At 69.1% G+C, this 21,260-nt stretch carries 22 protein-coding genes and 1 pseudogene; 10 read left to right on the top strand and 13 right to left on the bottom strand.

Features of this window, described 5'->3' with window-relative positions; all coding sequences use genetic code 11:
* Window positions 1–468: pseudogene (locus tag N415_RS11120) on the bottom strand (MaoC family dehydratase N-terminal domain-containing protein); the annotation flags it as partial.
* Window positions 469–550: 82 nt separating this feature from the next.
* Between N415_RS11120 and N415_RS11115 the strand changes: the two are divergent.
* The 4 genes from N415_RS11115 to N415_RS11100 are packed head-to-tail and all read left to right on the top strand — an operon-like array spanning window position 551 to window position 4,971.
* Window positions 551–1,255, top strand: a complete 705-nt coding sequence (locus tag N415_RS11115) for a histidine phosphatase family protein (RefSeq protein ID WP_068180963.1) — start codon at window positions 551–553, stop codon at window positions 1,253–1,255.
* A 16-nt stretch (window positions 1,256–1,271) separates the two neighbouring features.
* Window positions 1,272–3,224: an SDR family oxidoreductase gene (locus N415_RS11110; RefSeq protein WP_068180959.1), complete on the top strand. Its 1,953-nt coding sequence runs from the start codon at window positions 1,272–1,274 to the stop codon at window positions 3,222–3,224.
* Between the two features lie 42 nt (window positions 3,225–3,266).
* Window positions 3,267–4,013: a 2OG-Fe dioxygenase family protein gene (locus N415_RS11105; RefSeq protein WP_081665183.1), complete on the top strand. Its 747-nt coding sequence runs from the start codon at window positions 3,267–3,269 to the stop codon at window positions 4,011–4,013.
* 10 nt (window positions 4,014–4,023) lie between these two features.
* On the top strand, window positions 4,024–4,971 hold the full coding sequence (locus N415_RS11100; RefSeq protein ID WP_068180956.1) for a nucleoside hydrolase: 948 nt from the start codon (window positions 4,024–4,026) through the stop codon (window positions 4,969–4,971).
* Here the strand turns inward: N415_RS11100 and N415_RS11095 are convergent.
* The 3 genes from N415_RS11095 to N415_RS11085 form a co-directional block, all read right to left on the bottom strand.
* Complete coding sequence (locus tag N415_RS11095; RefSeq protein WP_068180953.1) at window positions 4,934–5,224, bottom strand: hypothetical protein; 291 nt, start codon at window positions 5,222–5,224, stop codon at window positions 4,934–4,936. The genes N415_RS11100 and N415_RS11095 overlap by 38 nt on opposite strands.
* 75 nt (window positions 5,225–5,299) lie before the next feature.
* Window positions 5,300–6,829 carry a DNA polymerase Y family protein gene (locus tag N415_RS11090; RefSeq protein ID WP_068180990.1) on the bottom strand — a complete coding sequence of 510 codons (1,530 nt, stop codon included), beginning with the start codon at window positions 6,827–6,829 and terminating at the stop codon, window positions 5,300–5,302.
* 35 nt (window positions 6,830–6,864) lie between these two features.
* Window positions 6,865–7,521 (bottom strand): hypothetical protein, encoded by a 657-nt coding sequence (locus N415_RS11085; protein ID WP_068180950.1) that lies wholly within the window; start codon window positions 7,519–7,521, stop codon window positions 6,865–6,867.
* Window positions 7,522–7,610: 89 nt separating this feature from the next.
* Here N415_RS11085 and N415_RS11080 point away from each other — a divergent pair, with 89 nt between their 5' ends.
* Window positions 7,611–8,198 carry a hypothetical protein gene (locus N415_RS11080; protein ID WP_239645502.1) on the top strand — a complete coding sequence of 196 codons (588 nt, stop codon included), beginning with the start codon at window positions 7,611–7,613 and terminating at the stop codon, window positions 8,196–8,198.
* On the opposite strand, the gene N415_RS11075 is transcribed toward N415_RS11080, so the two are convergent.
* The 3 genes from N415_RS11075 to N415_RS11065 all read right to left on the bottom strand — a co-directional run bounded on the left by N415_RS11075 (window position 8,199) and on the right by N415_RS11065 (window position 10,340).
* A complete protein-coding gene (locus N415_RS11075; RefSeq protein WP_152531326.1) occupies window positions 8,199–8,645 on the bottom strand; it encodes a nitroreductase family deazaflavin-dependent oxidoreductase in 447 nt (148 codons plus the stop codon). It lies immediately after the preceding gene.
* Window positions 8,642–9,523, bottom strand: coding sequence for an NAD(P)H-binding protein (locus tag N415_RS11070; RefSeq protein WP_068180944.1), 882 nt, complete (start codon window positions 9,521–9,523; stop codon window positions 8,642–8,644). Before N415_RS11070 ends, N415_RS11075 begins: the two co-directional genes overlap by 4 nt.
* Window positions 9,524–9,587: 64 nt before the next feature.
* Window positions 9,588–10,340, bottom strand: a complete 753-nt coding sequence (locus N415_RS11065) for an SDR family oxidoreductase (RefSeq protein WP_068180941.1) — start codon at window positions 10,338–10,340, stop codon at window positions 9,588–9,590.
* 107 nt (window positions 10,341–10,447) lie between these two features.
* Between N415_RS11065 and N415_RS11060 the strand changes: the two genes are divergently transcribed.
* The gene (locus tag N415_RS11060; RefSeq protein WP_068180987.1) at window positions 10,448–11,065 is read left to right on the top strand and encodes a TetR/AcrR family transcriptional regulator; all 618 of its coding nucleotides are present in this window, start codon (window positions 10,448–10,450) and stop codon (window positions 11,063–11,065) included.
* Between the two features lie 9 nt (window positions 11,066–11,074).
* Here the strand turns inward: N415_RS11060 and guaA are convergent, their stop codons facing one another.
* Genes guaA through N415_RS11040 form a run of 4 tightly spaced genes read right to left on the bottom strand, consistent with a single transcriptional unit; the run spans window position 11,075 to window position 16,323 of the window.
* Entirely contained in the window at window positions 11,075–12,643 is a 1,569-nt protein-coding gene (gene guaA, locus N415_RS11055; protein WP_193376432.1) for a glutamine-hydrolyzing GMP synthase, read from the bottom strand.
* 40 nt (window positions 12,644–12,683) lie between these two features.
* Window positions 12,684–13,061, bottom strand: coding sequence for an SRPBCC family protein (locus N415_RS11050; RefSeq protein WP_068180934.1), 378 nt, complete (start codon window positions 13,059–13,061; stop codon window positions 12,684–12,686).
* A complete protein-coding gene (locus N415_RS11045) occupies window positions 13,058–15,898 on the bottom strand; it encodes an MMPL family transporter (RefSeq protein ID WP_275450752.1) in 2,841 nt (946 codons plus the stop codon). Before N415_RS11045 ends, N415_RS11050 begins: the two co-directional genes overlap by 4 nt.
* Window positions 15,895–16,323: an MmpS family transport accessory protein gene (locus N415_RS11040; RefSeq protein WP_068180927.1), complete on the bottom strand. Its 429-nt coding sequence runs from the start codon at window positions 16,321–16,323 to the stop codon at window positions 15,895–15,897. Before N415_RS11040 ends, N415_RS11045 begins: the two co-directional genes overlap by 4 nt.
* A gap of 194 nt (window positions 16,324–16,517) precedes the next feature.
* On the opposite strand from N415_RS11040, the gene N415_RS11035 reads away from it, so the two are divergent.
* Genes N415_RS11035 through N415_RS11025 form a run of 3 tightly spaced genes read left to right on the top strand, consistent with a single transcriptional unit; the run spans window position 16,518 to window position 18,771 of the window.
* Window positions 16,518–17,315, top strand: coding sequence for an SDR family NAD(P)-dependent oxidoreductase (locus N415_RS11035; protein ID WP_068180924.1), 798 nt, complete (start codon window positions 16,518–16,520; stop codon window positions 17,313–17,315).
* Between the two features lie 13 nt (window positions 17,316–17,328).
* Entirely contained in the window at window positions 17,329–18,165 is an 837-nt protein-coding gene (locus N415_RS11030; RefSeq protein WP_068180921.1) for an SDR family oxidoreductase, read from the top strand.
* Window positions 18,166–18,177: 12 nt separating this feature from the next.
* Window positions 18,178–18,771 carry a TetR/AcrR family transcriptional regulator gene (locus tag N415_RS11025; RefSeq protein ID WP_068180918.1) on the top strand — a complete coding sequence of 198 codons (594 nt, stop codon included), beginning with the start codon at window positions 18,178–18,180 and terminating at the stop codon, window positions 18,769–18,771.
* Window positions 18,772–18,778: 7 nt separating this feature from the next.
* Here N415_RS11025 and N415_RS11020 read toward each other — a convergent pair whose 3' ends face one another.
* Window positions 18,779–19,975 (bottom strand): acyl-CoA dehydrogenase family protein, encoded by a 1,197-nt coding sequence (locus N415_RS11020; protein ID WP_068180915.1) that lies wholly within the window; start codon window positions 19,973–19,975, stop codon window positions 18,779–18,781.
* A gap of 60 nt (window positions 19,976–20,035) precedes the next feature.
* Between N415_RS11020 and N415_RS11015 the strand changes: the two genes are divergently transcribed.
* Window positions 20,036–20,680: a TetR/AcrR family transcriptional regulator gene (locus tag N415_RS11015; RefSeq protein WP_152531325.1), complete on the top strand. Its 645-nt coding sequence runs from the start codon at window positions 20,036–20,038 to the stop codon at window positions 20,678–20,680.
* On the opposite strand, the gene N415_RS11010 is transcribed toward N415_RS11015, so the two are convergent.
* Entirely contained in the window at window positions 20,643–21,251 is a 609-nt protein-coding gene (locus tag N415_RS11010) for a TetR/AcrR family transcriptional regulator (protein ID WP_068180912.1), read from the bottom strand. The two genes, N415_RS11015 and N415_RS11010, sit on opposite strands and share 38 nt — an antisense overlap.
* Window positions 21,252–21,260 lie beyond the last annotated feature (9 nt).

The raw sequence follows: 21,260 nt of genomic DNA, 5'->3' as shown, positions 1-21,260 counted from the left end.
GACCGGCCGCTGGCCGGGCACTCCCCCGAAACCGCCCGCGCCGCGCACGACGAAGGTCGTCGTCGTTTCGGCGATCAGCGTCCCCGAGTCCGGGTCGGTGCCGCGGGCGCGCAACATCACGACCGCGTTCTTGCCCTCGCCCTTGTCCTGAATGTCGGTGACCTCGGAGACCACCGACAGCTTCCCCGCGGGCGGCAGCGGCGCGTGCAACCGGACGCCCTGCGATCCGTGTAAGAGCATGGCCCAGTTGAACGTTCCGATCTTGCCCGCCGCCCCGAACGCCGGGCAGCAGATCACCGCATAGGTGGGCAGCACCTGCTGGGTGATGTCATGGCTGTTCTCGGTGGTGAACGACAGGTCGTCGGTGCCGCAACCCACGCCGAGCGCGTAAAGCAGCGTCTCCCGGTCCGTCCATTCGAACAGCATGGGGTCGCTCATCGCGCCGACCGCACTCGGGTCAATCGCCATAGGGGGCTCCTTTCGAGGATTTTCTGCACCTAACCATCGCAAACCCTTCCCCCCAGCACCGTCGGCAGGGCAGGCTATCGACATGCGCAAGGGGAGCATGTCCTGGAAATTCGTGGCCGCGCTCGCCGCGGTGATGATCGTCGGCGCCTGCGGCGGATCACCACAGGTGCGCAGCATCACGATCACGTTCATCCGGCATGCGCAGTCGGAGGCCAACGCCAGCGGGGTCATCGACACCAGCGTGCCGGGTCCCGGCCTGAGCCCGGAGGGCAAGTCCCAGGCCGAGCAGGTCGCGCATCAGCTCGGCCGCGAGCACTACGACGCCGTCTACGCCTCCACCATGACGAGGGCCCAGCAGACCGCCGCGCCGTTGGCTGCCGAACTCGGCAAACAGGTGGAGGTGCTGCAGGGCATCCAGGAGATCAACGCCGGCTGGTTCGAGGGCAAGCCGATCTCGATGGACCCGACGACGTACCTGCTGGCCCCGGCGGACTGGCTGGCCGGCGACACCCAGAACAGCATCCCCGGCTCGATCTCCGGCAAGGAGTTCAACGACCGGTTCACCGGTGCGGTGCAGAAGATCTACGACAGCGGCCACAGCAAGCCGGTGGTGTTCGCGCACCTTTACTCCATCGAGTACTGGGTGCTGATGAACGTGAAGAACGCCAAGGACAGCCTGCGCACCAGCCACCCGCTGCCCAACACCGGCCGCGTGGTGATCAGCGGCAACCCGGCGACCGGCTGGACGCTCGAGGATTGGGACGGCATCCGCAACTTCAACGGCTGACCGCTACCATGACCGAATGCGGTATGTCGTTACCGGCGGTACCGGGTTTATCGGGCGCCGCGTCGTATCTCGTCTGCTAGCCACCGAGCCCGACGCCCAGGTGTGGGTGCTGGCCCGCCGCCGGTCGCTGGGGCGGTTCGAGCGCCTGGCCGTCGACTGGGGCGAACGGGTCAAGCCGCTGGTCGGCGAGCTGCCGGAGCTGGGCCTGACCGACGAGACGCTGGCCGAGCTGGGCCGCATCGATCACCTCGTGCACTGCGCGGCGGTCGACGCCGAGGGCACGCGCGCGGTCATCGAGCTGGCGACGCGGCTGGACGCCACGCTGCACCACGTGTCGTCGATCGCCGTGGCGGGCGACTTCCGCGGCGAGTACACCGAGGACGACTTCGACGTCGGCCAGCAGCTGCCGACTCCCTATCAGCGGACGACGTTCGAGGCCGAGTCGCTGGTGCGGTCGACACCCGGGCTGCGCTACCGCGTCTATCGCCCGGCGGTCGTGGTGGGCGATTCGGTCACCGGCGAGATGGACACGGTCGACGGGCCATACCACTTCTTCGGCGTCTTGGCCAAGCTGGCGACGCTTCCCCGGTTCACCCCGATCGTGCTGCCCGACACGGGGCGCGCCAACATCGTCCCGGTCGACTACGTCGTCGACGCCCTGGTGGCGCTCATGCACGCCGAGGGGTGCGACGGCCGGACGTTCCACCTGACCGCGCCGAAAACCGTTGGGCTGCGCGGCATTTACCGCGGCGTCGCCAAGGAGGCCGGCCTGCCGCCGATGCGCGGGTCGCTGCCCGGCGCGGTGGCCGCGCCGGTGCTCAAGGTGCGCGGGCGCGCTCGGGTGCTGCGCAACATGGCGGCCACCCAGCTCGGGATCCCCGCCGAGATCTTCGACGTCGTCGACCTGAAGCCCACGTTCGTCAGCGACGAGACCCGAAAAGCGTTGCGGGGAACGGGAATCGAAGTCCCGGAATTCGCCAGCTACGCGCCCGCGCTGTGGCGATACTGGGCCGAGCACCTGGACCCCGACCGGGCGCGGCGCGACGACCCGAGGGGCCCCTTGGCGGGCCGGCACGTCATCATCACCGGCGCGTCCAGCGGGATCGGGCGGGCGTCGGCGATCGCGGTCGCGGAAAAGGGTGCGACGGTGTTCGCGCTGGCCCGCAACGCCGACGCGCTCGACGAGCTGGTCGCCCAGATCCGCGCGGGCGGTGGACAGGCGCATGCGTTCGCCTGCGACGTCACCGATTCCGCGTCGGTCGAGCACACCATCAAGGACATCCTGGGCCGCTTCGACCACGTCGACTACCTGGTCAACAACGCCGGCCGGTCGATCCGGCGCTCCGTGGTCAACTCAACCGACCGGCTGCACGACTACGAGCGGGTGATGGCGGTCAACTACTTCGGCGCGGTGCGCATGGTGCTGGCGCTACTGCCCCACTGGCGCGAGCGGCGCTTCGGTCACGTGGTCAACGTGTCCAGCGCGGGCGTGCAGGCCCGCAACCCCAAATACAGCTCGTACCTTCCGACCAAGGCGGCGCTCGACGCGTTCGCCGACGTCGTCGGGTCGGAGACGCTGTCCGACCACATCACGTTCACCAACATCCACATGCCGCTGGTCCGCACGCCCATGATCGCGCCGTCGCACCGGCTCAACCCGGTTCCCGCGATCAGCCCCGAGCGCGCGGCGGCGATGGTGGTGCGCGGCCTCGTCGACAAGCCGGCCCGCATCGACACGCCCCTTGGCACCCTGGCCGAAGCCGGCAACTACTTTGCGCCCAGGACGTCGCGGCGCATCCTGCACCAGCTCTACCTCGGCTACCCGGATTCCGCCGCGGCCCGCGGGCTGCCCACCCAAGCCCCCACGCCGAACCGCCGGCCGCGGCGCCCGGTGCGCGCCGTCACCGGCGTCCGCACGCCGCGACCGGTCAAGCGGCTGGTGCGACTGGTGCCCGGAGTGCACTGGTAAACCCGGGGTTTTAGCCATGCCGGTTTGCGGTATTCCGGCGCGATGGTCCTTTGCGAAAAGTGGACGGACGCCGACGCGGTGGCCGCCGCGGGCCGGCTGGTCGCCACTACCGGCGTCGCCGTGCTGCCGTCGTTCGACGTGACGCGCAGCCTCGAGGTCGGCCGCGAAGAGTGGACGCGGTTCGCCCGGCATTGGCGGCAGTTGGCTCCCGACCCCTACGCGGCCGAGCTGGGCGTCCGGCGGCTGCGGCGCTACGGCCAATACTCGTTTCGCGACGGCGTGCTGCGCCCGATGCCCAAGCTCGCGTTCGTCCAACCGCAGGACTCCAACCCGCTCTACGTCGGCAGGGACCGTGAGTTCGAGCCGCTGACCGACGCGTTCGCCGCGGATCCCCTGCTGCACAAGGTGATCGGGCTGCTGGCCCGGGTCGCCGCCGCCCTGGACGACGTGGCCGACTGGAACGTCAAGGTGCACCCGTTTCGCATCCGCTGCTGCGCGGACGACGGGGACAGCAGGGGCAGCCCGACGCCCGAGGGCCTGCACCGCGACGGCGTCACCCTGGTCAGCTCGCTGCTGATCGGGCGGCGCAACGCCATCGGCGGCGAGAGCACGGTGTGCGACCTCGAGGGTCGCCGGCTGATGGCGGCGACGCTGGCCGAGCCGGGGACGCTGATGCTGGGCGACGACCGCCGCACCCTGCACGCGGTGTCGCCGATCCGGCCGATCGACGGCTCCGGGCCGGCGCAGCGCGACGTCCTGGTGATCACGTTCGCGTCCGCCTGGCCGTAAACTCACGGCGGTGAACCGCGTTTTCGTCGACGTCGACACCGGGATCGACGACGCGATGGCGTTGATCTACCTGCTGGCCAGCGCCGACGCCGACGTGGTGGGCATCGCCTCCACCGGCGGCAACATCCACGTCGAGCAGGTCTGCGAAAACAACCTGCGCTTGCTCGAATTGTGCCGGGCCCCAGCGATACCCGTATCCAAGGGCGCCGACGACCCGCTGTGCGGCCACTGGCCGCATCACTCGAAGTTCCACGGCCCCAAGGGTTTGGGATATGCCGAGCTGCCCCGCACCGACCGGCGGCTCACCGACCACGACGCCACCGCCGCGTGGGTGGCCGCGGCACGCGCCCATCCCGGGGAGCTGGTCGGGCTGGTCACCGGCCCGCTGACCAACCTGGCGCTCGCGCTGCGTGCCGAACCGGCGCTGCCGGCGCTGCTGCGACGGCTGGTGATCATGGGCGGCTCGTTCGACGGCGACATAAACCCGATGGCCGAGTGGAACGTCCGGGTGGATCCCGAGGCGGCCGGCGAGGTCTTCGCCGGCTGGGCTGGGCAGCAACGACTTCCGATCGTCTGCGGCTTGGACCTCACCCGGCGCGTCGCGATGACACCCGAGATCCTGGCCGAGCTGGCGGCCGCGTGCGGTCCGTCGCGGTTGGTCGGCGTGATCGAGGACGCGATGCGGTTCTACTTCGAATCCCACCAGGACCGTGGCCATGGCTACGTTGCCTACATGCACGACCCGCTGGCCGCCGCGGCGGCGCTGGACCCGCAGCTGATAACGACCCGGGCGGCGACGGTGGACATCGAGCTGGCGGACCCGCCGACCCGGGGCGTGACGACCCCCGATTGGTCGGGGGATCGAAAAGCCAACGCGCTGATCGGTGTTGACGTGGACGCTTCGGTGTTCTTCGAGCGGTTCATCGAGCGGGTCGGGCCGTTCGCGCGGCGGATCTGACCGAGCGGATGTCGATCAGGTTGTCGGGACGGCCCGAGTCCGGCGAGTCTGCGCGGTTGCCGGCGACATGCCGGTAAGACCAGACCAAGTCATCGGCCTCGCTGCCGACTTTTGAGACGGCCCTCGACGCGGCCTCCGACACGGCGCCGATCATCCGGCTCAGGTGGAGCACCGTCGCATGCGCAGCTTCGAGGACGGCGCCCGTGCTTCGTGCGAGGACGTCGTCGACCCGCCGGCCGATTTCAGCCGCCATCCTTACTCCTTGACTCGACACCGAATGACTTCGACCACCACGGTACCGAAGGCTTGAACACCTTGAGTCGCAGCGCTACTCGTAGGAGCCCTCGAGATACCAGCGCCGCTGGCGGTAACACAGCAGAAACGCCCGCTCGTCCTCCAGCAAGACCTGGGCGCGGGCGGCGCGGCCCTTCGCGTCGGGATCCCACCACCGCTCGTCGACCGGCCACGGCCCGGCCCACCAGCGCAGCCCCTGGTCCCGGCCGCGCACGGTCAGATAGGCGGGGTCGGCCGAGAACATCCCCCGGGCGGTGACGCGTATCGGATTGCCTTGGGCGTCAAGCAGATCCACCGGGTCGTCCAGCAGCACGGCCGGCGACGGCTCGGGCAGTTGACCGGGCCACGGCGGACCCGGGTCGGCGTGCGGCACCGGCTCGTCGCCCAGCGGGGTCAGCGTGATGCGTTCGGCGGGCCCCCGCCCGCCGGAAAGCACCGGCACCCGCACCGCCTCCGGGCCGAGCAGGCCCTGCACCCGCACCAGCGCCCGACGGGCCCGCAGCCTGTCCTCCTCGCCGAGCCCACCCCACAGCGGCAACTGCAGCGCCTCGGCGGACACCACCTCCACCGCCTGCAGCCGCAACAGCGTCACCGGCGCGGTCGGGCGCGGGGTGCGGTCGGATCGGCTGCTCAGCCATCCGTCCAGCTGCCAGCGCACCCGGTCGGCGGTGGCGTCCTCGGTCAACGGCTCGGCGCACCGCCACACCCGTTGCAGCTCTTCGCCGTTGGCGGTGACGGCGTGGATGGCCAGCCGGGTGCAGCCCACACCCGCGGCCATCAGCGCCTGATGCAGCGCGCCGGCCAGGAAGCGGCCGGCGAAGGCCGCGGCATCGACCCGGTCGATCGGCGGGTCGCAATCCAGCACCGCCTCGAGCTCCGGCGGCGGCTCGCGCCCGGACGGCCCACGCTCGGGTTCGCCGCGGGCGAACCGGTGCGCGGCCACCCCGTCGGCGCCGAACCGGGAGGCCACGTCGGTCCGAGACAGCGCGGCGAACTGCCCGATGGTGCGAATTCCCATCCGCCACAACAGATCCGTCAGCTCTTCTCGCCCCGGACCGGACAGGCTCGGCTCGGTGGCGAGCTGCCGGATCGATAGCACCGACAGGAACCTCGCGTCGCCATCTACCTCGACGATCCGGCCAGCCCGCGCGGCGAAGACCGCGGTGGACAGCTGGTCGGCGATGCCCACCTGGCACTCGGCGCCGGCCGCGGCGACCGCGTCGATCAGCCGCTCGGCCGCCTGCTCCTCGGACCCGAAGAAGCGGGCCGCCCCGCGCACCGGCAGCACCAGCAGCCCGGGCCGCAGCACCTCGGCGCGGGGCACCAGGTCGTCCACCGCGGCGATCACCGGTTCGAAGAAGCGGGCGTCGCGGTCGGCGTCGGCCGGCGCGACGTGCAGTTGCGGACAACGCGCCGCCGCCTCCCGTCGCCGCAGCCCGCGCCGCACTCCCGCCGCGCGGGCGCCCGACGAGCAGGCGATCACCCGGTTGGCCAGCGTGACCGCGATCGGGGCCGTCGCGGGCAGGTCCGCCGCGGCCGCCGCCGCGACCGCCGGCCAGTCCATGCACCAGATCGCCAGGGCCCGGGATGCCACGGGAGTCACCCCGCCCGCGCCCGGCCGATCACCCGTCTGCCCGCGCACACTCCGCTGATCTGCAGCCGCACCCTGCCGATCCGGCCGAAGCCCGGGGCGGGAACCCCTGAAGAAGCCGAAGTGATCTCATAGCCGCAGACCCGGGCCGCGAGCCGCGTCGGCGCCCCCTGCCAGTCGCCGTCGGTGACCAGCAGGGTGCAACCCTTGTTGCGGGCCCGCGCCACCACCGCCCGCGCCCGGGTGTGCGACACCTGCCGCCCGCCCAGGCCGAGCACCACCAGGTCCATGCCGTCGATGAGCACCGCGGCCACCTCGACCGGATCGGTTCCGGGATCCGGTATCACCGCGAGCCGGCTCAGGTCCGCCCCCATCTCCGCCGCGGCCAGCAGCCCGATGTCCGGCTGGCCGACGATGGCGACGTTGCCCCCGGCCGCCGTCACCGAGGCCACCATGCTCAGCAGCAGCGACCGGGCCCCTGAGCACACCGCCACCGTTCCGCGCGGCAACGGCACCGGCAGCGACTCCGCCAGCCACCGCGGGAGCGCCACCACGGATTCCGAATCCGGCAGCGGGTCGGGGGTTCGCCCGGACATTGCAGCCATCCGCCTGCGCAGCGATTCCAGCTGCTCAGCGCGGTTATCGGAGGCCAAAGCCGCGGTCATGACTGCCTCCTGTTCGAATGTATGTTCGATACATTCGCGAGTAAACACCCACCCTCCGACAAGCGTCAAGAAACGTGAGAGGCTGCTTTATGCGGTCGTTGCTGGTGTGGCTGATGGTGCTTTTTTGCTGCACTTTTTCGGCTCCGAGCGCCGCCGCTCCCTGCCGACCGGCGGAGCTGTTCGCCACCGACAACACCGATCCCCTGTTCGAGGCGCAAGCCACCGCGGCGATCACGCTCAGCGGCGCGACGGTGACGGGATCGACTCCGCTCGACGGCGTGTACTGGTCGAGCGCGCTGCAGCGCAACACCCTGGAGCGCTCGCAGGAATTTCACCTGTGCGGCGCCGACGGCTCGTTGCACACCGCCGCCGAGGCGCTGCGCCGCCAGTTCGACCAGGAAGCGGTGCTGACCTTCGACTACGAGCGTGCGCCGGAAGCGGACGCGATCATCATCGCCGTGCCGGATGTCGACGTCGCCCGCTTCGGCGACGCGCTGGCGGGCGACCCGGTCGCCCGCGACCGCATCCGGGGCGGATCCGTCACCACGACCGACCACACCCTGATCCTGGTCGCCGGAAACGACGATCGAGACGTCGCCCGCCGACTCGTCGGCGCGGCCGGCGGCAATTGGGAGGCCGCCACGATCGCCTACGGCAAGCGCGAATTCGTGGAGTAGTTACTCCCGCGCGATGAGGAATGCCGGGTGGCGGCGCTGTTCGGCCTGGAAAGCGCCCGGGCCGTCGCTCGGGTTGGCGTTGAACGCGGCCCGGACGAACGGGATGAAACCGAATTTGCGTCGCAGGTGCATGGCGACCTCGGCGCGGCGGTTGTCGGTGACTTCGGTGCAGTGGATGGTCTCCGCCCGGCGCCCGCGCCGGATGACAGCCGTGCCGGCGTCTCGCACGTTGGCGACCCACCCGGTTTCGCCGTACATCGACACCAGCCAGCGGCCGTCGTCGTGGCGGAAGACGACCACGGGGACGGAGTGCAGCGTTCCGCTGCGCCGGCCGCGGCTCTCGAGAAGGTACAGGGGGCCAAGGGGAATGCCGGCACGCAGCAGCGCGGCCGGGACTTTGGAGAAGCGCAGCATCGCCGCGGGAAGCTCGGCTCGAGGTTTGCTCACTTGAGCGCCTCACGGTCGGCCGGAAGCAGCTCGCGGTTGTCGCGCAGCCAGTCGGCGTAGCTGCGGGGCGGGCGCCCGAGCAGGTTCGCCAGGGTGGGGGTGTCGTACCAGTGGCCTTGGCGCACGGTGCGAAAGACTTCGTGCAGGATCTCGATCACTGCCGCGGGCACCCCGCCGTCGGCGAGGTCGCGGTCGAAGACGTCCTCGGTGCAATCTTCGAATCCGATCGGTCGGTTCAAGGTTGCGGAAAGGTGCTCGGCGATCTGGGGGCCGGTGATGGCCTGACCGGTGAGTTCGTAGATGCGGGAGGCATGACCATCGGTGGTCAGGATCAGCGCTGCGGCCGCGGCGATGTCGTGCGGATCGACGATGGTCAGCGGCTGACCGCCGACGGGTTCGCGCAGGGTCGCCTCGGTGTGGATGCCGTGCCAGGTGAACGGCACTTCGGTCATGAATCGGGTGGGGCGCAGGATGGTCCACTCGACGGCCAGGGAGCGGAGGCGCCATTCGTTGGCGCCGTGTGCGGTGAACAGCGGGTGGTGGAAGCGGCCGGCACCGAAGTTGGACAGGTAGACGATGTGGCGAGCGCCGGCTTGTTCGGCGGCGACGAACGCGTTGATCTCCAGTCGTTCCATATCCGGTATCGGCGGGGTTGGGGCCAACACGAACACCCGCTCGGCTCGGTCGAACGCGGCGGTCAGCGACCGGGGTTCGGTCAGGTCGGCCACTACCGCCTCGACGGAGGGCGGGAACGTGGCGGCTTTGGACGGATCTCGAATCAGAGCTCGGACCGGATGCCCGGCGGCGGCGAGCTGGGTGACGAGGTGGCGGCCGACGCGGCCGGTGGCTCCGGTGACCAGGATGGGGTTATGGGTCATGGTTTGTCTCCGTGGGTGGGTGAGGCGAGCCGGTAAGGCAGGGGTGGGATCAGCTGGCGTCGGTTCAGAGAGTGGCGGCCAGGCCGCCGTCGACACGGATGTCTTCGCCAGTGATGAAACTCGCCTCGGGCGACACCAGGAAGGCGATGAGGCGCGCGGTCTCGTCCTCGACACCGAAGCGGCCCATCGGAATACGCTGGGGCAACAGGGCTTTGAAGGCCGCCAATTCGTCGGGCGGCATTCCGAGTTTGTCGAAGGCGGCGTTGTCGATCGGACCCGGGCTCACCGAATTCACCCGGATTCCACGCGGCGCGAGTTCAGCGGCCAGCGCACGCACCATGGCCGCCAAGGCGCCCTTGGTGGCGGTGTACACCGACCAGTTCGGCGCGCCCAGATACGTCCCGACCGCACTGGTGATGACGATCGACCCGCCCGACGGCAGCAGGGGCAGCACCTTCTGCAGAGTGAAGAACGGGCCTTTCACGTTGACCGCGAAGTGCTCGTCGAAGATCCCTTCGTCGACGGCCTCGATCGGCAACATCCGCCCGATGCCCGCGTTGAGCACGACAGCATCGACACCGCCCCACCGCCGCCGCAGTTCATCAGCGATCAGATCTGCCGACGCGACATCTGCCGAATCTGCCTGCAGTACAACGATATCGGCGGGCATACCGTCACGCGCAGCTGCCAGCCTGGCCGGATTGTTGCCGGTCACCAGCACCGCGTAACCCCGTTTGTGTAGCGCCACTGCGCTCGCGTATCCGATGCCGGTGGTGCCGCCGGTGAGGAGCACGACAGGTTGTGCAGAACCGCCCATCCTCTTACCCTTCGCTATTTTGTAGTCCTTCCTACAGAAATAGTGGCGGGCTGGAAGCGACCGTGTCAAGAGTTTATGTAGTATCACCTACAGAAATGGAGGAGGACATGGCGAAGAGAGGACGACCGCCGGGGTTCGACCGCGACGAGGCGCTGCACAGCGCGATGATGTTGTTCTGGGAACGCGGCTACGAGGGCACCACCCTGGAGGACCTGTTGGCTGCGATGGGCGATATCAGCGCGACCAGCCTGTACCACGCGTTCGGGTCCAAAGAGGCCCTGTTTCGTCAAGCCGTCGATGCCTACCAGCAGACAGTCGGCGCGCCCGCGCTGCACGCGTTGCACGAAACTCCGACCGCTCGCGAAGCTCTGCACGAGATGCTGCGACTCACCGCTGAATCCTTCAGCCGCTCAGGGCAACCCCACGGGTGCTTGCTGGTGCTGGGTGCGACGAATTGCACGCCGGCCAATAGCGGGGCTCAGGACTACCTACAGGCCATCCGCCGGCAGACACCGAAAGTCATCAAGGCGCGGCTCGCCCGCGCGGTCGACGAAGGTGAACTAGCGGCATCGACCGACATCGATACCATCGCGTCGTTCTACGCCACCGTGATTCACGGCCTGGCCGTGCGCGCCGGCGACGGCGCCTCCCGCAAAGCGCTCATGGGTGCAGTCGCGGCCGCGATGGCCGCCTGGCCGGGCCTCACAACGGAGGCGCGGGCATAAACCGCCGAGCTACTCCCACTCGATGGTGCCGGGCGGCTTGCTGGTGATGTCCAGCACCACGCGGTTGACCTCGGCCACCTCGTTGGTGATCCGGGTCGAGATGCGCTCCAGCACCTCGTAGGGCACCCGGGTCCAGTCGGCGGTCATGGCGTCCTCGCTGGAAACCGGCCGCAGCACGATTGGGTGGCCGTAGGTCCGGTTGTCGCCCTGCACGCCGACCGACCGGACGTCGCCCAGCAGCACCACCGGGCACTGCCAGATCTGCTTGTCCAGGCCGGCGGCGGTGAGCTCCTCGCGCGCGATCTCATCGGCGCGCCGCAGCGTGTCCAGCCGCTGCGCGGTGACCTCGCCGACGATCCGGATTCCCAGGCCGGGTCCCGGAAACGGTTGGCGCGCAACGATTTCCTCCGGGAGGCCCAGCTCCCGCCCGACCGCGCGCACCTCGTCCTTGAACAGCAGCCGCAACGGCTCGACGAGCTTGAACTTCAGGTCGTCGGGCAGGCCGCCGACGTTGTGGTGGCTCTTGATGTTCGCGGTGCCGCTGCCGCCGCCGGACTCCACCACGTCGGGATACAGCGTGCCCTGGACCAAAAACTCGACCTCAGACCCGCTGTCTACCACAATCTCTCGCACCGCGCCCTCGAATGCCCGGATGAACTGGCGGCCGATGATCTTGCGCTTGCCTTCAGGGTTGGTCACGCCCGACAGCGCCTGCAGGAAGGTGTCCGCGGCGTCGACGGTGACCAGGTTTGCGCCGGTGGCGGCCACGAAATCGCGCTGCACCTGGTCGCGCTCGCCGGCGCGCAACAACCCGTGGTCGACGAACACACAGGTCAGTCGGTCGCCGATGGCCCGCTGCACCAACGCGGCGGCCACCGCCGAGTCCACCCCGCCGGACAGCCCACAGATGGCGTGGCCGTCACCGATCTGGGCGCGCACCTGCTCGACGAGCGCGTCGGCGATGTTGGCCGGCGTCCACTCCGCGCCGAGCCCGGCGAAGTCGTGCAGGAACCGGCTGAGCACCTGCTGCCCGTGCGGGGTGTGCATCACCTCCGGGTGGTACTGCACGCCGGCCAGGCGCCGGCCCCGATTCTCGAAGGCGGCCACCGCGGCGCCCGCGCTGCTGGCCACCACGTCGAACCCGTCCGGCGCCGCGGTGACCGCGTCGCCGTGGCTCATCCAGACCGGCTGGACATCGGGCAGGCCCGAATGCAGTTCGCCGCCAACCACTTTCAGCTGGGTGCGGCCGTACTCGCTGGTGCCGGTGTGCGCGACCGTGCCGCCGAGCGCCTGCGCCATGGCCTGAAAGCCGTAGCAGATGCCGAACACCGGTAACCCGAGGTCGAACAGCGCCGGGTCGAGCTGCGGGGCCCCGTCGGCGTAGACGCTGGCCGGCCCGCCGGACAGCACGATCGCCGCCGGGTCCCGGTCCTTGATCTCCTCGACCGTGGCGGTGTGCGGGATGACCTCGGAAAACACCCGCGCCTCGCGGACCCGGCGCGCGATCAACTGCGCGTACTGCGCGCCGAAGTCGACGACCAGCACGGGCCGGGGCGAGGGGGTTTCCACGGCAGCCAGCTTAGTGGCAGCCGGCTTCGTGGTATCCAGCTGAGTGGCATCAGCGATCACCGGGTTCGAGCCAGCTCCTGGTGTGGCTCAGCAGCGTGCCGGCGTCGGTTTCGGCAGCCAACTGGAACTCGACCGACATGGCGGGCCGGTCGGGGGCGTACTGCACCCAGCACAACCGCCTGCCCGGGTGCATCGAGGTCACGCGGCACAACGCCGTGTCGTCGCGGCCGTTGCGGCGGCGGATCAGTCGAAACGACGTGCCGACCTGGAGTCGTTCCTCGCCGGCGGAGTGCTCCACCGCGTCCCACGCGTCATACCAGTCCGTGATGCCGGCGACGGTGGTGATCAGTTCCCACACCTGGTCGGGCGGCGCGGCGATGCGGATCGACTCGGACAGCTTCTGGTGTCTGGTGCGGCGGAGGGTCATGGGCGCACGCTTTCGATGGCGGTCGGGGTCGACAGGGTGGGGGTGCGACGGGGCCCCCGCGCGCGAGGGCGGGGACCCACCCGCCGGGGCCACCAGAACCACCGCCCGAGCAGGGCGGCGATCGACGGTGTCATCAGCGACCGCACGATCAGCGTGTCGAAAAGCAGGCCGATGCCGACGATCGTCCCGAACTGACCGATCATCTGCAGGTCGCTGAACACGAAGGACGCCATGGTGAAGGCGAACACCAGGCCCGCGGAGGTCACCACCGCCCCGGTTCCGCCCATCGCGCGGATGATTCCGGTCTTGATTCCGGCGCCGATTTCCTCTTTGAACCGCGAGACGAGCAACAGGTTGTAGTCCGATCCCACGGCCAGCAGCACGATCAGCGCCATCGCGATGACCAACCAGTGCAACGGAATACCGAGGATGTCCTGCCACACCAGCACCGACAGCCCGAACGACGATCCCAGCGAGAGCACCACGGTCCCGATGATGACCAGGGCCGCGACGACGCTGCCGGTGATCACCAGCATGATGATGAAGATCAGGCAGGCCGCGGCGATTCCCGCGATCAGCAGGTCGTACTTGGCCGCGTCGCTCATGTCCTTGTACGTCGCGGCGGTGCCACCCAGGTAGATCCTGGCATCTTCCAAGGGCGTCCCTTTGAGGGCGTGACGCGCGGCCTGCTTGATGGCGTCGACGCGCGAGACGCCTTCGGGGGTGGCGGGATCCCCGTCGTGGGTGATGATCAGTCGCGCGGCCTTGCCGTCCGGCGAGAGGAACATCGCCAGGCCCCGTTTGAAGTCGGGGTTGTCGAAGACCTCCGGCGGCAGGTAGAACGAGTCGTCGTTCTTGGCCGTGTCGAAGGCTTTCCCCATCGCGGAGGCGTTCTGCTGCGCGGCGTCCATCTGGTCCAGCAGGCCCGCGAACGTGCTGTACATCGTCATGGTCATGGTGCGCATGGTTGTCGTCGCGTCGATGATCGGCGGCAGCAGCGAAATCAGCTGCGGCATCAGGCTGTCCAGCCGGTCGGTGTCCTTGACCAGACCGCCCAGGTCGTCGGTGAGCGTGTCGACGCCGTCGAGCGCGTCGAATGCCGATCGCAGCGCCCAGCAGACGGGAATGTCGAAACAGTGTTGCTCCCAGTGGAAGTAGCCACGCAGCGGGCGGAAGAAGTCGTCGAAATCGGCGATGCGGTCGCGCACTTCGGTCGTGTCATCGACGATCCGCTTGGTCTGGCCGGCGACGTCGTGTGTGGTGGCGGCCAGCTCGCGCATCATGGCGAGCATGCGTTGCATGGTGTCGATGACGCCGGTCATCTGGTCGGCGATGGCCCGCATGTCGGCCATGCGGTCATGCAGGTACTTCATGTTCTCGGTCAGCGTGGTGCCTTGCATGCTGATCTGAAATGGGATGGAGGTGTGCGTGATTGGGGCGCCCAACGGACGGGTGATGGATTGAACGCGGGCGACGCCGTCGGCCCCGAACACGCCCTTGGCCAGCCGGTCCAGCACGAGCATGTCGGCGGGATTGCGCATGTCGTGGTCGGCCTCCACCAGCAGCAGGTCGGGGTTCAACCGGGCGGGCGAAAAGTGCCGCTCGGCCGCGGCATACCCGATGTTGGACGGGGTGATCCGGGGCAGGTAATTGCGGTCGTTGTAACTCGTCGTGAACGACGGCAGGGCGAGCAGCCCGACGAGCGCGGTCGCCGAGGCCGCCGCGAGTATCGGTGCGGGCCACCGGACGACGGCGGTTCCCACCCGCCGCCATCCACGCGTCTTCATTTTCCGTTTTGGATCGAACAGCCCGAATCGGCTGCCCAACGTGACGATGGCCGGACCGAGCGTGAGCGCGCCCGCCACCATGGTGAACATCCCGATCGCGCACGGCGCGCCCAGGGTTTGGAAGTAGGGCAGCGTGGTGAAGCTGAGGCAGAACATCGCGCCGGCGATGGTCAGGCCCGAGCCAAGGACCACGTGGGCACTGCCGCCAAACATGGTGTAGTAGGCGGTTTCCCGGTCTTGGCCGGCTTGGCGCGCCTCCTGATATCGGCCCACGATGAATATCGCGTAGTCGGTGCCCGCGGCGATGGCGAGGATCGGCAGGATCTGGACCGCGAAGGTAGAAAGCCCGATGATCCCGTGGCTTCCGAGGAATGCGATCACTCCTTGCACGGCGGGCAGTTCGATGAAGACCATCAGCAGGGTCAGCAGGACGGTGACCACGGAGCGGTACACGATCAGCAGCATCAGCACGATGACCCCGACCGTCACGCCCATCACCTTGCGGGCGCTCTTGTTGCCGAACTCGAGCTGATCGGTGGTCACGGCCGCCGGGCCGGCGACGTACGCCCGGACCCCGTTGGGCGCCACCGCACTTGACACGATTCCCCGGACGGCGTCGACGGACTCGTTGGCCAGTGTCTCGCCCTGGTGGCCCGCGAGGAAAACCTGAACGTAGGCGGCCTTGCCGTCGGCGCTCTGTGACCCGGCAGCGGTGAGCGGATCGCCCCAGAAGTCTTGGATGTGCTCGACATGCTTGCGGTCGCGGGCGAGCCTGCGCATCAGGTCGTCGTAAAAGCGGTGCGCCGCGTCGCCCAGCGGCGCCTGGCCTTCCAGCACGACCATGACCGCGCTGTCGGAGTCGAATTCTCCGAACACCTGGCCGATACGCTTCATCGCCTGTATCGCCGGGGCGTCGTCGGGGCTCATCGAAACGGCGTGCGCTTCCCCGACCGCTTCCAGTTGCGGTACAAAGACATTGGTGACGGCGGCCAGCCCGAGCCAGAAAAGCAGGATGGGCACCGACAGCCGGCGGACCGTTCGCGCGATCACGCGGACTTCACCAGGCAATAGGTTTGCGGGTGGATCCCCGATGCCGTTCGCTGCGCCTTGACGTCGCCGTTCACCGTGATTCGGCAGCCGATGACGTTACCGTCGCCCTGGGCCACGACATTCACGCTGACCGCCGGAGCGGTCGTGGCCACGCTGTACGTCCACGGCAGCGGCGTGCCGTCGACCCGCTGCGGTGCGGCGTCGACGTCGAGATAGTTGATGTCCGCTACGGTCCCCTCCGCCCCAAAGACCTCCAGGGTCACGCGCTTCGGGTTGAAGGGCTTGATGTCATCGGAGCGGGCGCCGACGGCCGACGCGCCGCCGCGCGCGCCGAAGACGCCATGTAACCGGTAGACGGCGAAACCCGCGACGCCGACCAGGACCACGACGACCAGTGGAATCCACGAGCGTTTGACGACACTCATCCTCACCCCTGTCCGGTCAGAGTTGGTTAGCCAACTAACCAACACGCTAACCACTGCGATAGCGACGATGCAAGACAACGTTGATTTTCCAGGAGCTTTACTGCAAATAATCCGCAACTTGCTCTCCCACGCTTGCCGACCAGTTGCCACCGGTGTTAAGTTATCCAACTAACTCGATACGGAGGTTCGCACGCATGAGCATCAGTGCAGATCGGTTCGGCCCATGGGCGGTCGTGACGGGCGCGTCGTCGGGAATCGGGCGCGAATTCGCCCACCAGATCGCCGATTCGGGCATCAACGTGGTCCTCGTCGCGCGGCGCCTGGCAGTGCTGCGGGAGCTAGGGGAAGGGCTGAGCCGGGGCTACGGCGTCGACTACCGGGCCGTCGGCGTCGACCTGTCCGACCCGGGCTCGCTGACCCCAATCGTCCAGGCCACCAACGACATCGACGTCGGGCTGCTGGTCTCCAATGCCGGCACGGCCCTGCCCGGCGCCCTCGTGGGCTCCGACCTGCAGGCCCAGCGCGCGATCCTGCGGCTGAACACCGCCGCACACCTGGGCTTGACGCACCACTTCGGTGAACGGCTGGTGCGGCGCGGCCGCGGCGGCATCCTGCTGGTCTCCGCGCTCGGAGCGGTGCATGGCGTGCCCTACATGGCGCACACCGCGGCGACCAAAGCCTACATCACCAGCCTCGGCGTCGGCCTGCACGGCGAGCTGGCCAAGCAGGGGGTGCACGTTACGGTGCTGCACCCGGGGCCCACCCGCACGCCGGCGCTGGGCGACCTGGGCCTCGACCCCGACAAGATGCCGATATCGCCCATGGCGCCGGACGTTTGCGCCCGTGATGCGCTGCGCGCCCTCGAACGCAATCGCGCCAATTGCATACCGGGACGAATCAACCGGGTGACCGCCGCGCTGGTGCCGGCGGCCGTCACCCGCTCGGTGATGTCGCGGATGTTGTTGCGGCCCACCCTGGCCGAGTCCAGATAGGCGCTTGAAATATATGGACAGGCCCATCTGCCTCATCACCGGAGCCACCGACGGCATCGGCAAGGTCACCGCCACCGAGCTCGCCCGCACCGGCTACTGCGTGGTGCTGGCCGCGCGCAATGAGGCGAAGGCGGCAAGCGTCGCAAGCGAAATCGTCGCGGTGACCGGCAACCGCGACGTCGCTTACCTCACCGCCGACCTCAGGTCGCTCGCGCACCTGCACCGGCTGGCCGAGGCGTTTAGGGCCCGCTACCCGCGACTGGACGTGCTGATCAACAACGCCGGCGTCATCATGCCGCAACGCGTGTTGACCGCCGACGGATACGAGACGACGTTTCAGGTCAACTACCTGGCGCAGTTCTATCTCACCCAATTGCTGCTGGGCGAATTGGAAAAAAGCCCGCAGGGCAGGGTCGTCAACCTCAGCTCGAGCGTCTACCGCGCCGGCAAGTTCGAACCGGACAACCTGCAGAGCGAACGCCGTTTCTCGACGATCCGCACGTATGCCGCGTCCAAGCTGTACGTGCTGCTCTTCACCATCGAACTGGCGCATCGACTCCGTTCGACCCGCGTCACCGCCAACGCCGCGCACCCCGGAATCGTCCGTACGCCGATGATGCGCGGGGCCCAAGGGGTCTTCCGCGCGATCTCCTTTGCGGCGCTGCCGTTTTCCCGGTCGCCGCGGCAGGGTGCCGCCACCTCGCTGTTCCTCGCCACCTCGCCGGACGCGGCGGCGGCCTCCGGCCAGTACTTCACCAACGCCGCGCCGAAGAACGTCAAGAGCGCCTACAACACCCCGGAGAACAGGGAGCTGCTGTGGAACCTGAGCATGGCCGCGTGCCGTCTATAGTCCGTGAGTGATATGGCTGACTTAACCGACGCCGGCGAGGCCCCCTTGGCGCCACCGCCCGGCAAGCGCGAGCGACTGATCGCCGCCGCCTGCGACCTGTTCTACCGCCAGGGCATCGCGGGCACCACGCTCGCGCACATCGCCGAGGCCGCGGAGGTCCCGCTGGGCAACATGTACTACTACTTCAAGACCAAAGACGACATCGTGGCCGCCGTCGTCGAGGCGCGCACCGAGGAAATCCGCGCCGCGACCGCGGCGCTGCAGCGCAAGTACGGGAGCCCCAAGGCCCGGCTCAAGGCGCTGGTCGGGATGCTGGCCGAATCGAGCGAGGCTATCGCCGACCACGGCTGCGCCTTGGGGACCCTGTGCACCGAGCTGGCGAACCAACCTGGCCGATCACCTGCACTGACCGCCCCCCTGATGCAAACCCTGCTGGACTGGGCCGAGCAGCAATTCCACGCCATGGGCCGCCGCGACGCGCGCGACCTGGCGCGCGAGCTCGTCATCGCCTACGAGGGCAGCGCGGTGCTGACCAACGCGCTGGCTCAACCCGAGCTGATGGCGCACCAGGCCCGGCGGATGGAAAAGTGGATCAACGCCCTGTAGGTCGGTGTCACATCAGGTGTGTCGGCTGGGCGATGCCGAAGTGGGTTTTGGCGTAACGCTTCAGGGCGGCCGGGCTGAAGTACACGTGCTGGCCGACGGTGTGCAGATCCCGGAAGCATCGTTGCAGCGGATGGGCGGCGTGCACCGCACCCGCACCGGTCAGGCCGAACGCAGTGTCGACCGCTTGGCGCGCCGCGCGCATCGCCTGCTGTGCGGCGAGCTGGAACCGAGCTCGCTGCTCCAGCGACGGCGCGTCCCCGGCGAGGGCGGTGTCCCAGAGGGAGCCGGCCTCGTCGAGAACGAACGCCCGCGCCGACCGCAAACCCGCCTCCGCGCCGGCGAACTCGACCTGCGCGACGGGGTCCGCGGCGAGCGGCTCGAACGTGCCGGCACGGGTCTTCGTGGGCGCCAGGTCGGCGAATTCGTCGAGGGCGCGCCGCGCGATCCCGAGCGGGACGCCGACGAGGGCCACCCCCACCATCGTGAAGAACGGCAGCCGCCACAGCGGCCCGTCATGCCGGGCCGGCCGGAAGAACGGGGCGATGGTGTGTTCCTCGGCGACGCTCAGGCCCCGGGCCACCACGTCGTTGCTACCGGTGCCGCGCAACCCCAAAACGTCCCAGTTGTCGACGATTTCGGCCTCGGCGCGGGGGAAGAACCCGAGGCGCCAGTCCGGGCCCTGTCCCGGAATCATCCGCGGCGCCTGACCGTCGTCGAGTACGAACATCCCCGTCAGTAACCACTCGGCGTGCCGGCATCCGCTCGCGAACGGCCATCGGCCGTCGACGGCGAACCGGCCCGCGCCGTCGGGGACGGCCCGGCCGGTGGGGGAAAACACGGTGGCCGCCAAGAAGTCCGCGTCCGAACCGAACAGGTCTTCGGCGACGGCCGGCTCGAGCCAGGCGGTAAACGCCGGTGCGCCGGCGCCGATGGCCGCGATCCAGCCCGTCGAACCGTCGGCGCGCGCCAATTCCTCGATCATCTCGATGTAGTCGACCGGGGCCACTTCGAATCCGCCGAGCGCGCGCGGTTGCACCGCCCGGAAGATTCCGGCCGCACGCAGCCGCGCCACCAGCTCGATCGGCAGCGTGCCGAGCGCCTCGGCGTCGTCGGCGGCCCGCGTGATCTCCGTTGCCAGGGCGCGTGCTACCGCCGTGGGATGGTCGCCGTCGGCCAAAGTGGCGGCGCGTGTCGCGGTTGTCATGTCGGCTCCCCTTTTTCTGATACAGTAACCTGTAATAGATACAGGAGCATGTACTGAATTATGGGATCTGTCAAGAGCCAGCCCCCGCGCCGCTACGACTCGAGCCGTCGACGCCAACAGGCCCAACGGAATCGGCGCGCGGTGCTCACGTCCGCCCGCCAACGCTTCCTGGCGCAGGGCTATGCCGCGACGACCATCGCGGAGATCGCGCGGGACGCCGGCGTGTCGGTCGAGACGGTGTACAAGGCCTTCGCGACCAAGGCGGGGGTGCTCAAGGCGCTCTTCGACGTGTCCGTCGCGGGCGACGACGAACCGATCCCGATGGCCGAGCGCGACGTCATCCAGAAGGTGCGCGACGCCCCGGACGCCGCCCGCAAGCTCGAGCTCTACGCCAAGCACCTGGCCGCCACCATGCCGCGCAGCGCCCCGGTCCAGCTGCTGGCCCGCGACGGCGCCGCGTCGTCGGCCGACGCCGCGGAGGTCTGGAAGCAGATCCGGCACGAAACCCTCACGGCCATGACGATGTTCGCCGCCGGCCTCGCCGGCACCGGACAGCTTCGGGTCAGCGCCACGCAGGCGCGCGACATCCTGTGGACCTACCACGCGCCCGAGCTCTACGAGCTTCTCGTGCTCGAACGTGGTTGGTCGGCCACCCGCTACGGCAAGTTCATCGCCCAGGCGTGGATCGACGCCCTGCTCGGCTAGCGCCCGACGCGGCCTGGATCACGGCGTCGACGACGCTGCGGATTCGGGCGGCGGCTTGATCGGGGTCGGGCTGACCGGCGTCCAGCCAGGCGATGACGGCGTCGATCGTCATGGTGGGCAGCAGCCGCGCCGCCCAGTTGCGCCAACCTTCGTCGGCGATGCCCTCGAGGTGACGGCGGGTGATCTCGGCCGAACGCTCGACGAGGGTGTCGATGATGTCGCGGAAGTCGGCTTCGCGTGCGGCATGGCGATAGAGCAGCCGGAAGGTGTCGGGATCGGCTGCGGCGGCGCGGATTAGCGCGGGGATGCTGGCGTCGTCGAAGTCGTCGGGGCCGGTGGCTTCGCGAAGGCGCGCGTGACCGCCCTCGATGACCTCCCGATACAGGTCGGCCTTCGAGGCGAAGTGCCGGTACAGGATCACCGGGGTGACACCGGCTTCCGCGGCGATGGCGTCGAGTCCCGTGTTCGCGAAGCCGCCGCGGGCGAAGGCGCGCGTGGCGGCATCGAGTATCTGTTCCCGCCGCTGGGCGCGGGGCATCCGCCGGGTCGACTCGGACCGGACCACCGTCATCTCAGACTC

Origin of the sequence: Mycobacterium sp. UM_CSW (assembly GCF_000455205.1) — a bacterium.
Classification (GTDB): domain Bacteria; phylum Actinomycetota; class Actinomycetes; order Mycobacteriales; family Mycobacteriaceae; genus Mycobacterium.
This window is presented reverse-complemented; position numbering and strand designations above follow the sequence as displayed.

Excerpts from the sequence above, each read along its gene's own strand:
- N415_RS11085 (WP_068180950.1), bottom strand. The coding sequence starts at position 7,521 with ATGACCGCGGCTTTGGCCTCCGATAACCGCGCTGAGCAGCTGGAATCG.
- N415_RS11030 (WP_068180921.1), top strand. The coding sequence starts at position 17,329 with ATGGACAGGCCCATCTGCCTCATCACCGGAGCCACCGACGGCATCGGC.
- N415_RS11010 (WP_068180912.1), bottom strand. The coding sequence starts at position 21,251 with ATGACGGTGGTCCGGTCCGAGTCGACCCGGCGGATGCCCCGCGCCCAG.
- N415_RS11115 (WP_068180963.1), top strand. The coding sequence starts at position 551 with ATGCGCAAGGGGAGCATGTCCTGGAAATTCGTGGCCGCGCTCGCCGCG.
- N415_RS11095 (WP_068180953.1), bottom strand. The coding sequence starts at position 5,224 with ATGGCGGCTGAAATCGGCCGGCGGGTCGACGACGTCCTCGCACGAAGC.
- N415_RS11080 (WP_239645502.1), top strand. The coding sequence starts at position 7,611 with ATGCGGTCGTTGCTGGTGTGGCTGATGGTGCTTTTTTGCTGCACTTTT.
- N415_RS11070 (WP_068180944.1), bottom strand. The coding sequence starts at position 9,523 with ATGACCCATAACCCCATCCTGGTCACCGGAGCCACCGGCCGCGTCGGC.
- N415_RS11015 (WP_152531325.1), top strand. The coding sequence starts at position 20,036 with ATGGGATCTGTCAAGAGCCAGCCCCCGCGCCGCTACGACTCGAGCCGT.
- N415_RS11040 (WP_068180927.1), bottom strand. The coding sequence starts at position 16,323 with ATGAGTGTCGTCAAACGCTCGTGGATTCCACTGGTCGTCGTGGTCCTG.
- N415_RS11060 (WP_068180987.1), top strand. The coding sequence starts at position 10,448 with ATGGCGAAGAGAGGACGACCGCCGGGGTTCGACCGCGACGAGGCGCTG.
- N415_RS11105 (WP_081665183.1), top strand. The coding sequence starts at position 3,267 with ATGGTCCTTTGCGAAAAGTGGACGGACGCCGACGCGGTGGCCGCCGCG.
- N415_RS11050 (WP_068180934.1), bottom strand. The coding sequence starts at position 13,061 with ATGACCCTCCGCCGCACCAGACACCAGAAGCTGTCCGAGTCGATCCGC.
- N415_RS11065 (WP_068180941.1), bottom strand. The coding sequence starts at position 10,340 with ATGGGCGGTTCTGCACAACCTGTCGTGCTCCTCACCGGCGGCACCACC.
- N415_RS11020 (WP_068180915.1), bottom strand. The coding sequence starts at position 19,975 with ATGACAACCGCGACACGCGCCGCCACTTTGGCCGACGGCGACCATCCC.
- N415_RS11110 (WP_068180959.1), top strand. The coding sequence starts at position 1,272 with ATGCGGTATGTCGTTACCGGCGGTACCGGGTTTATCGGGCGCCGCGTC.
- N415_RS11025 (WP_068180918.1), top strand. The coding sequence starts at position 18,178 with ATGGCTGACTTAACCGACGCCGGCGAGGCCCCCTTGGCGCCACCGCCC.
- N415_RS11090 (WP_068180990.1), bottom strand. The coding sequence starts at position 6,829 with ATGGACTGGCCGGCGGTCGCGGCGGCGGCCGCGGCGGACCTGCCCGCG.
- N415_RS11035 (WP_068180924.1), top strand. The coding sequence starts at position 16,518 with ATGAGCATCAGTGCAGATCGGTTCGGCCCATGGGCGGTCGTGACGGGC.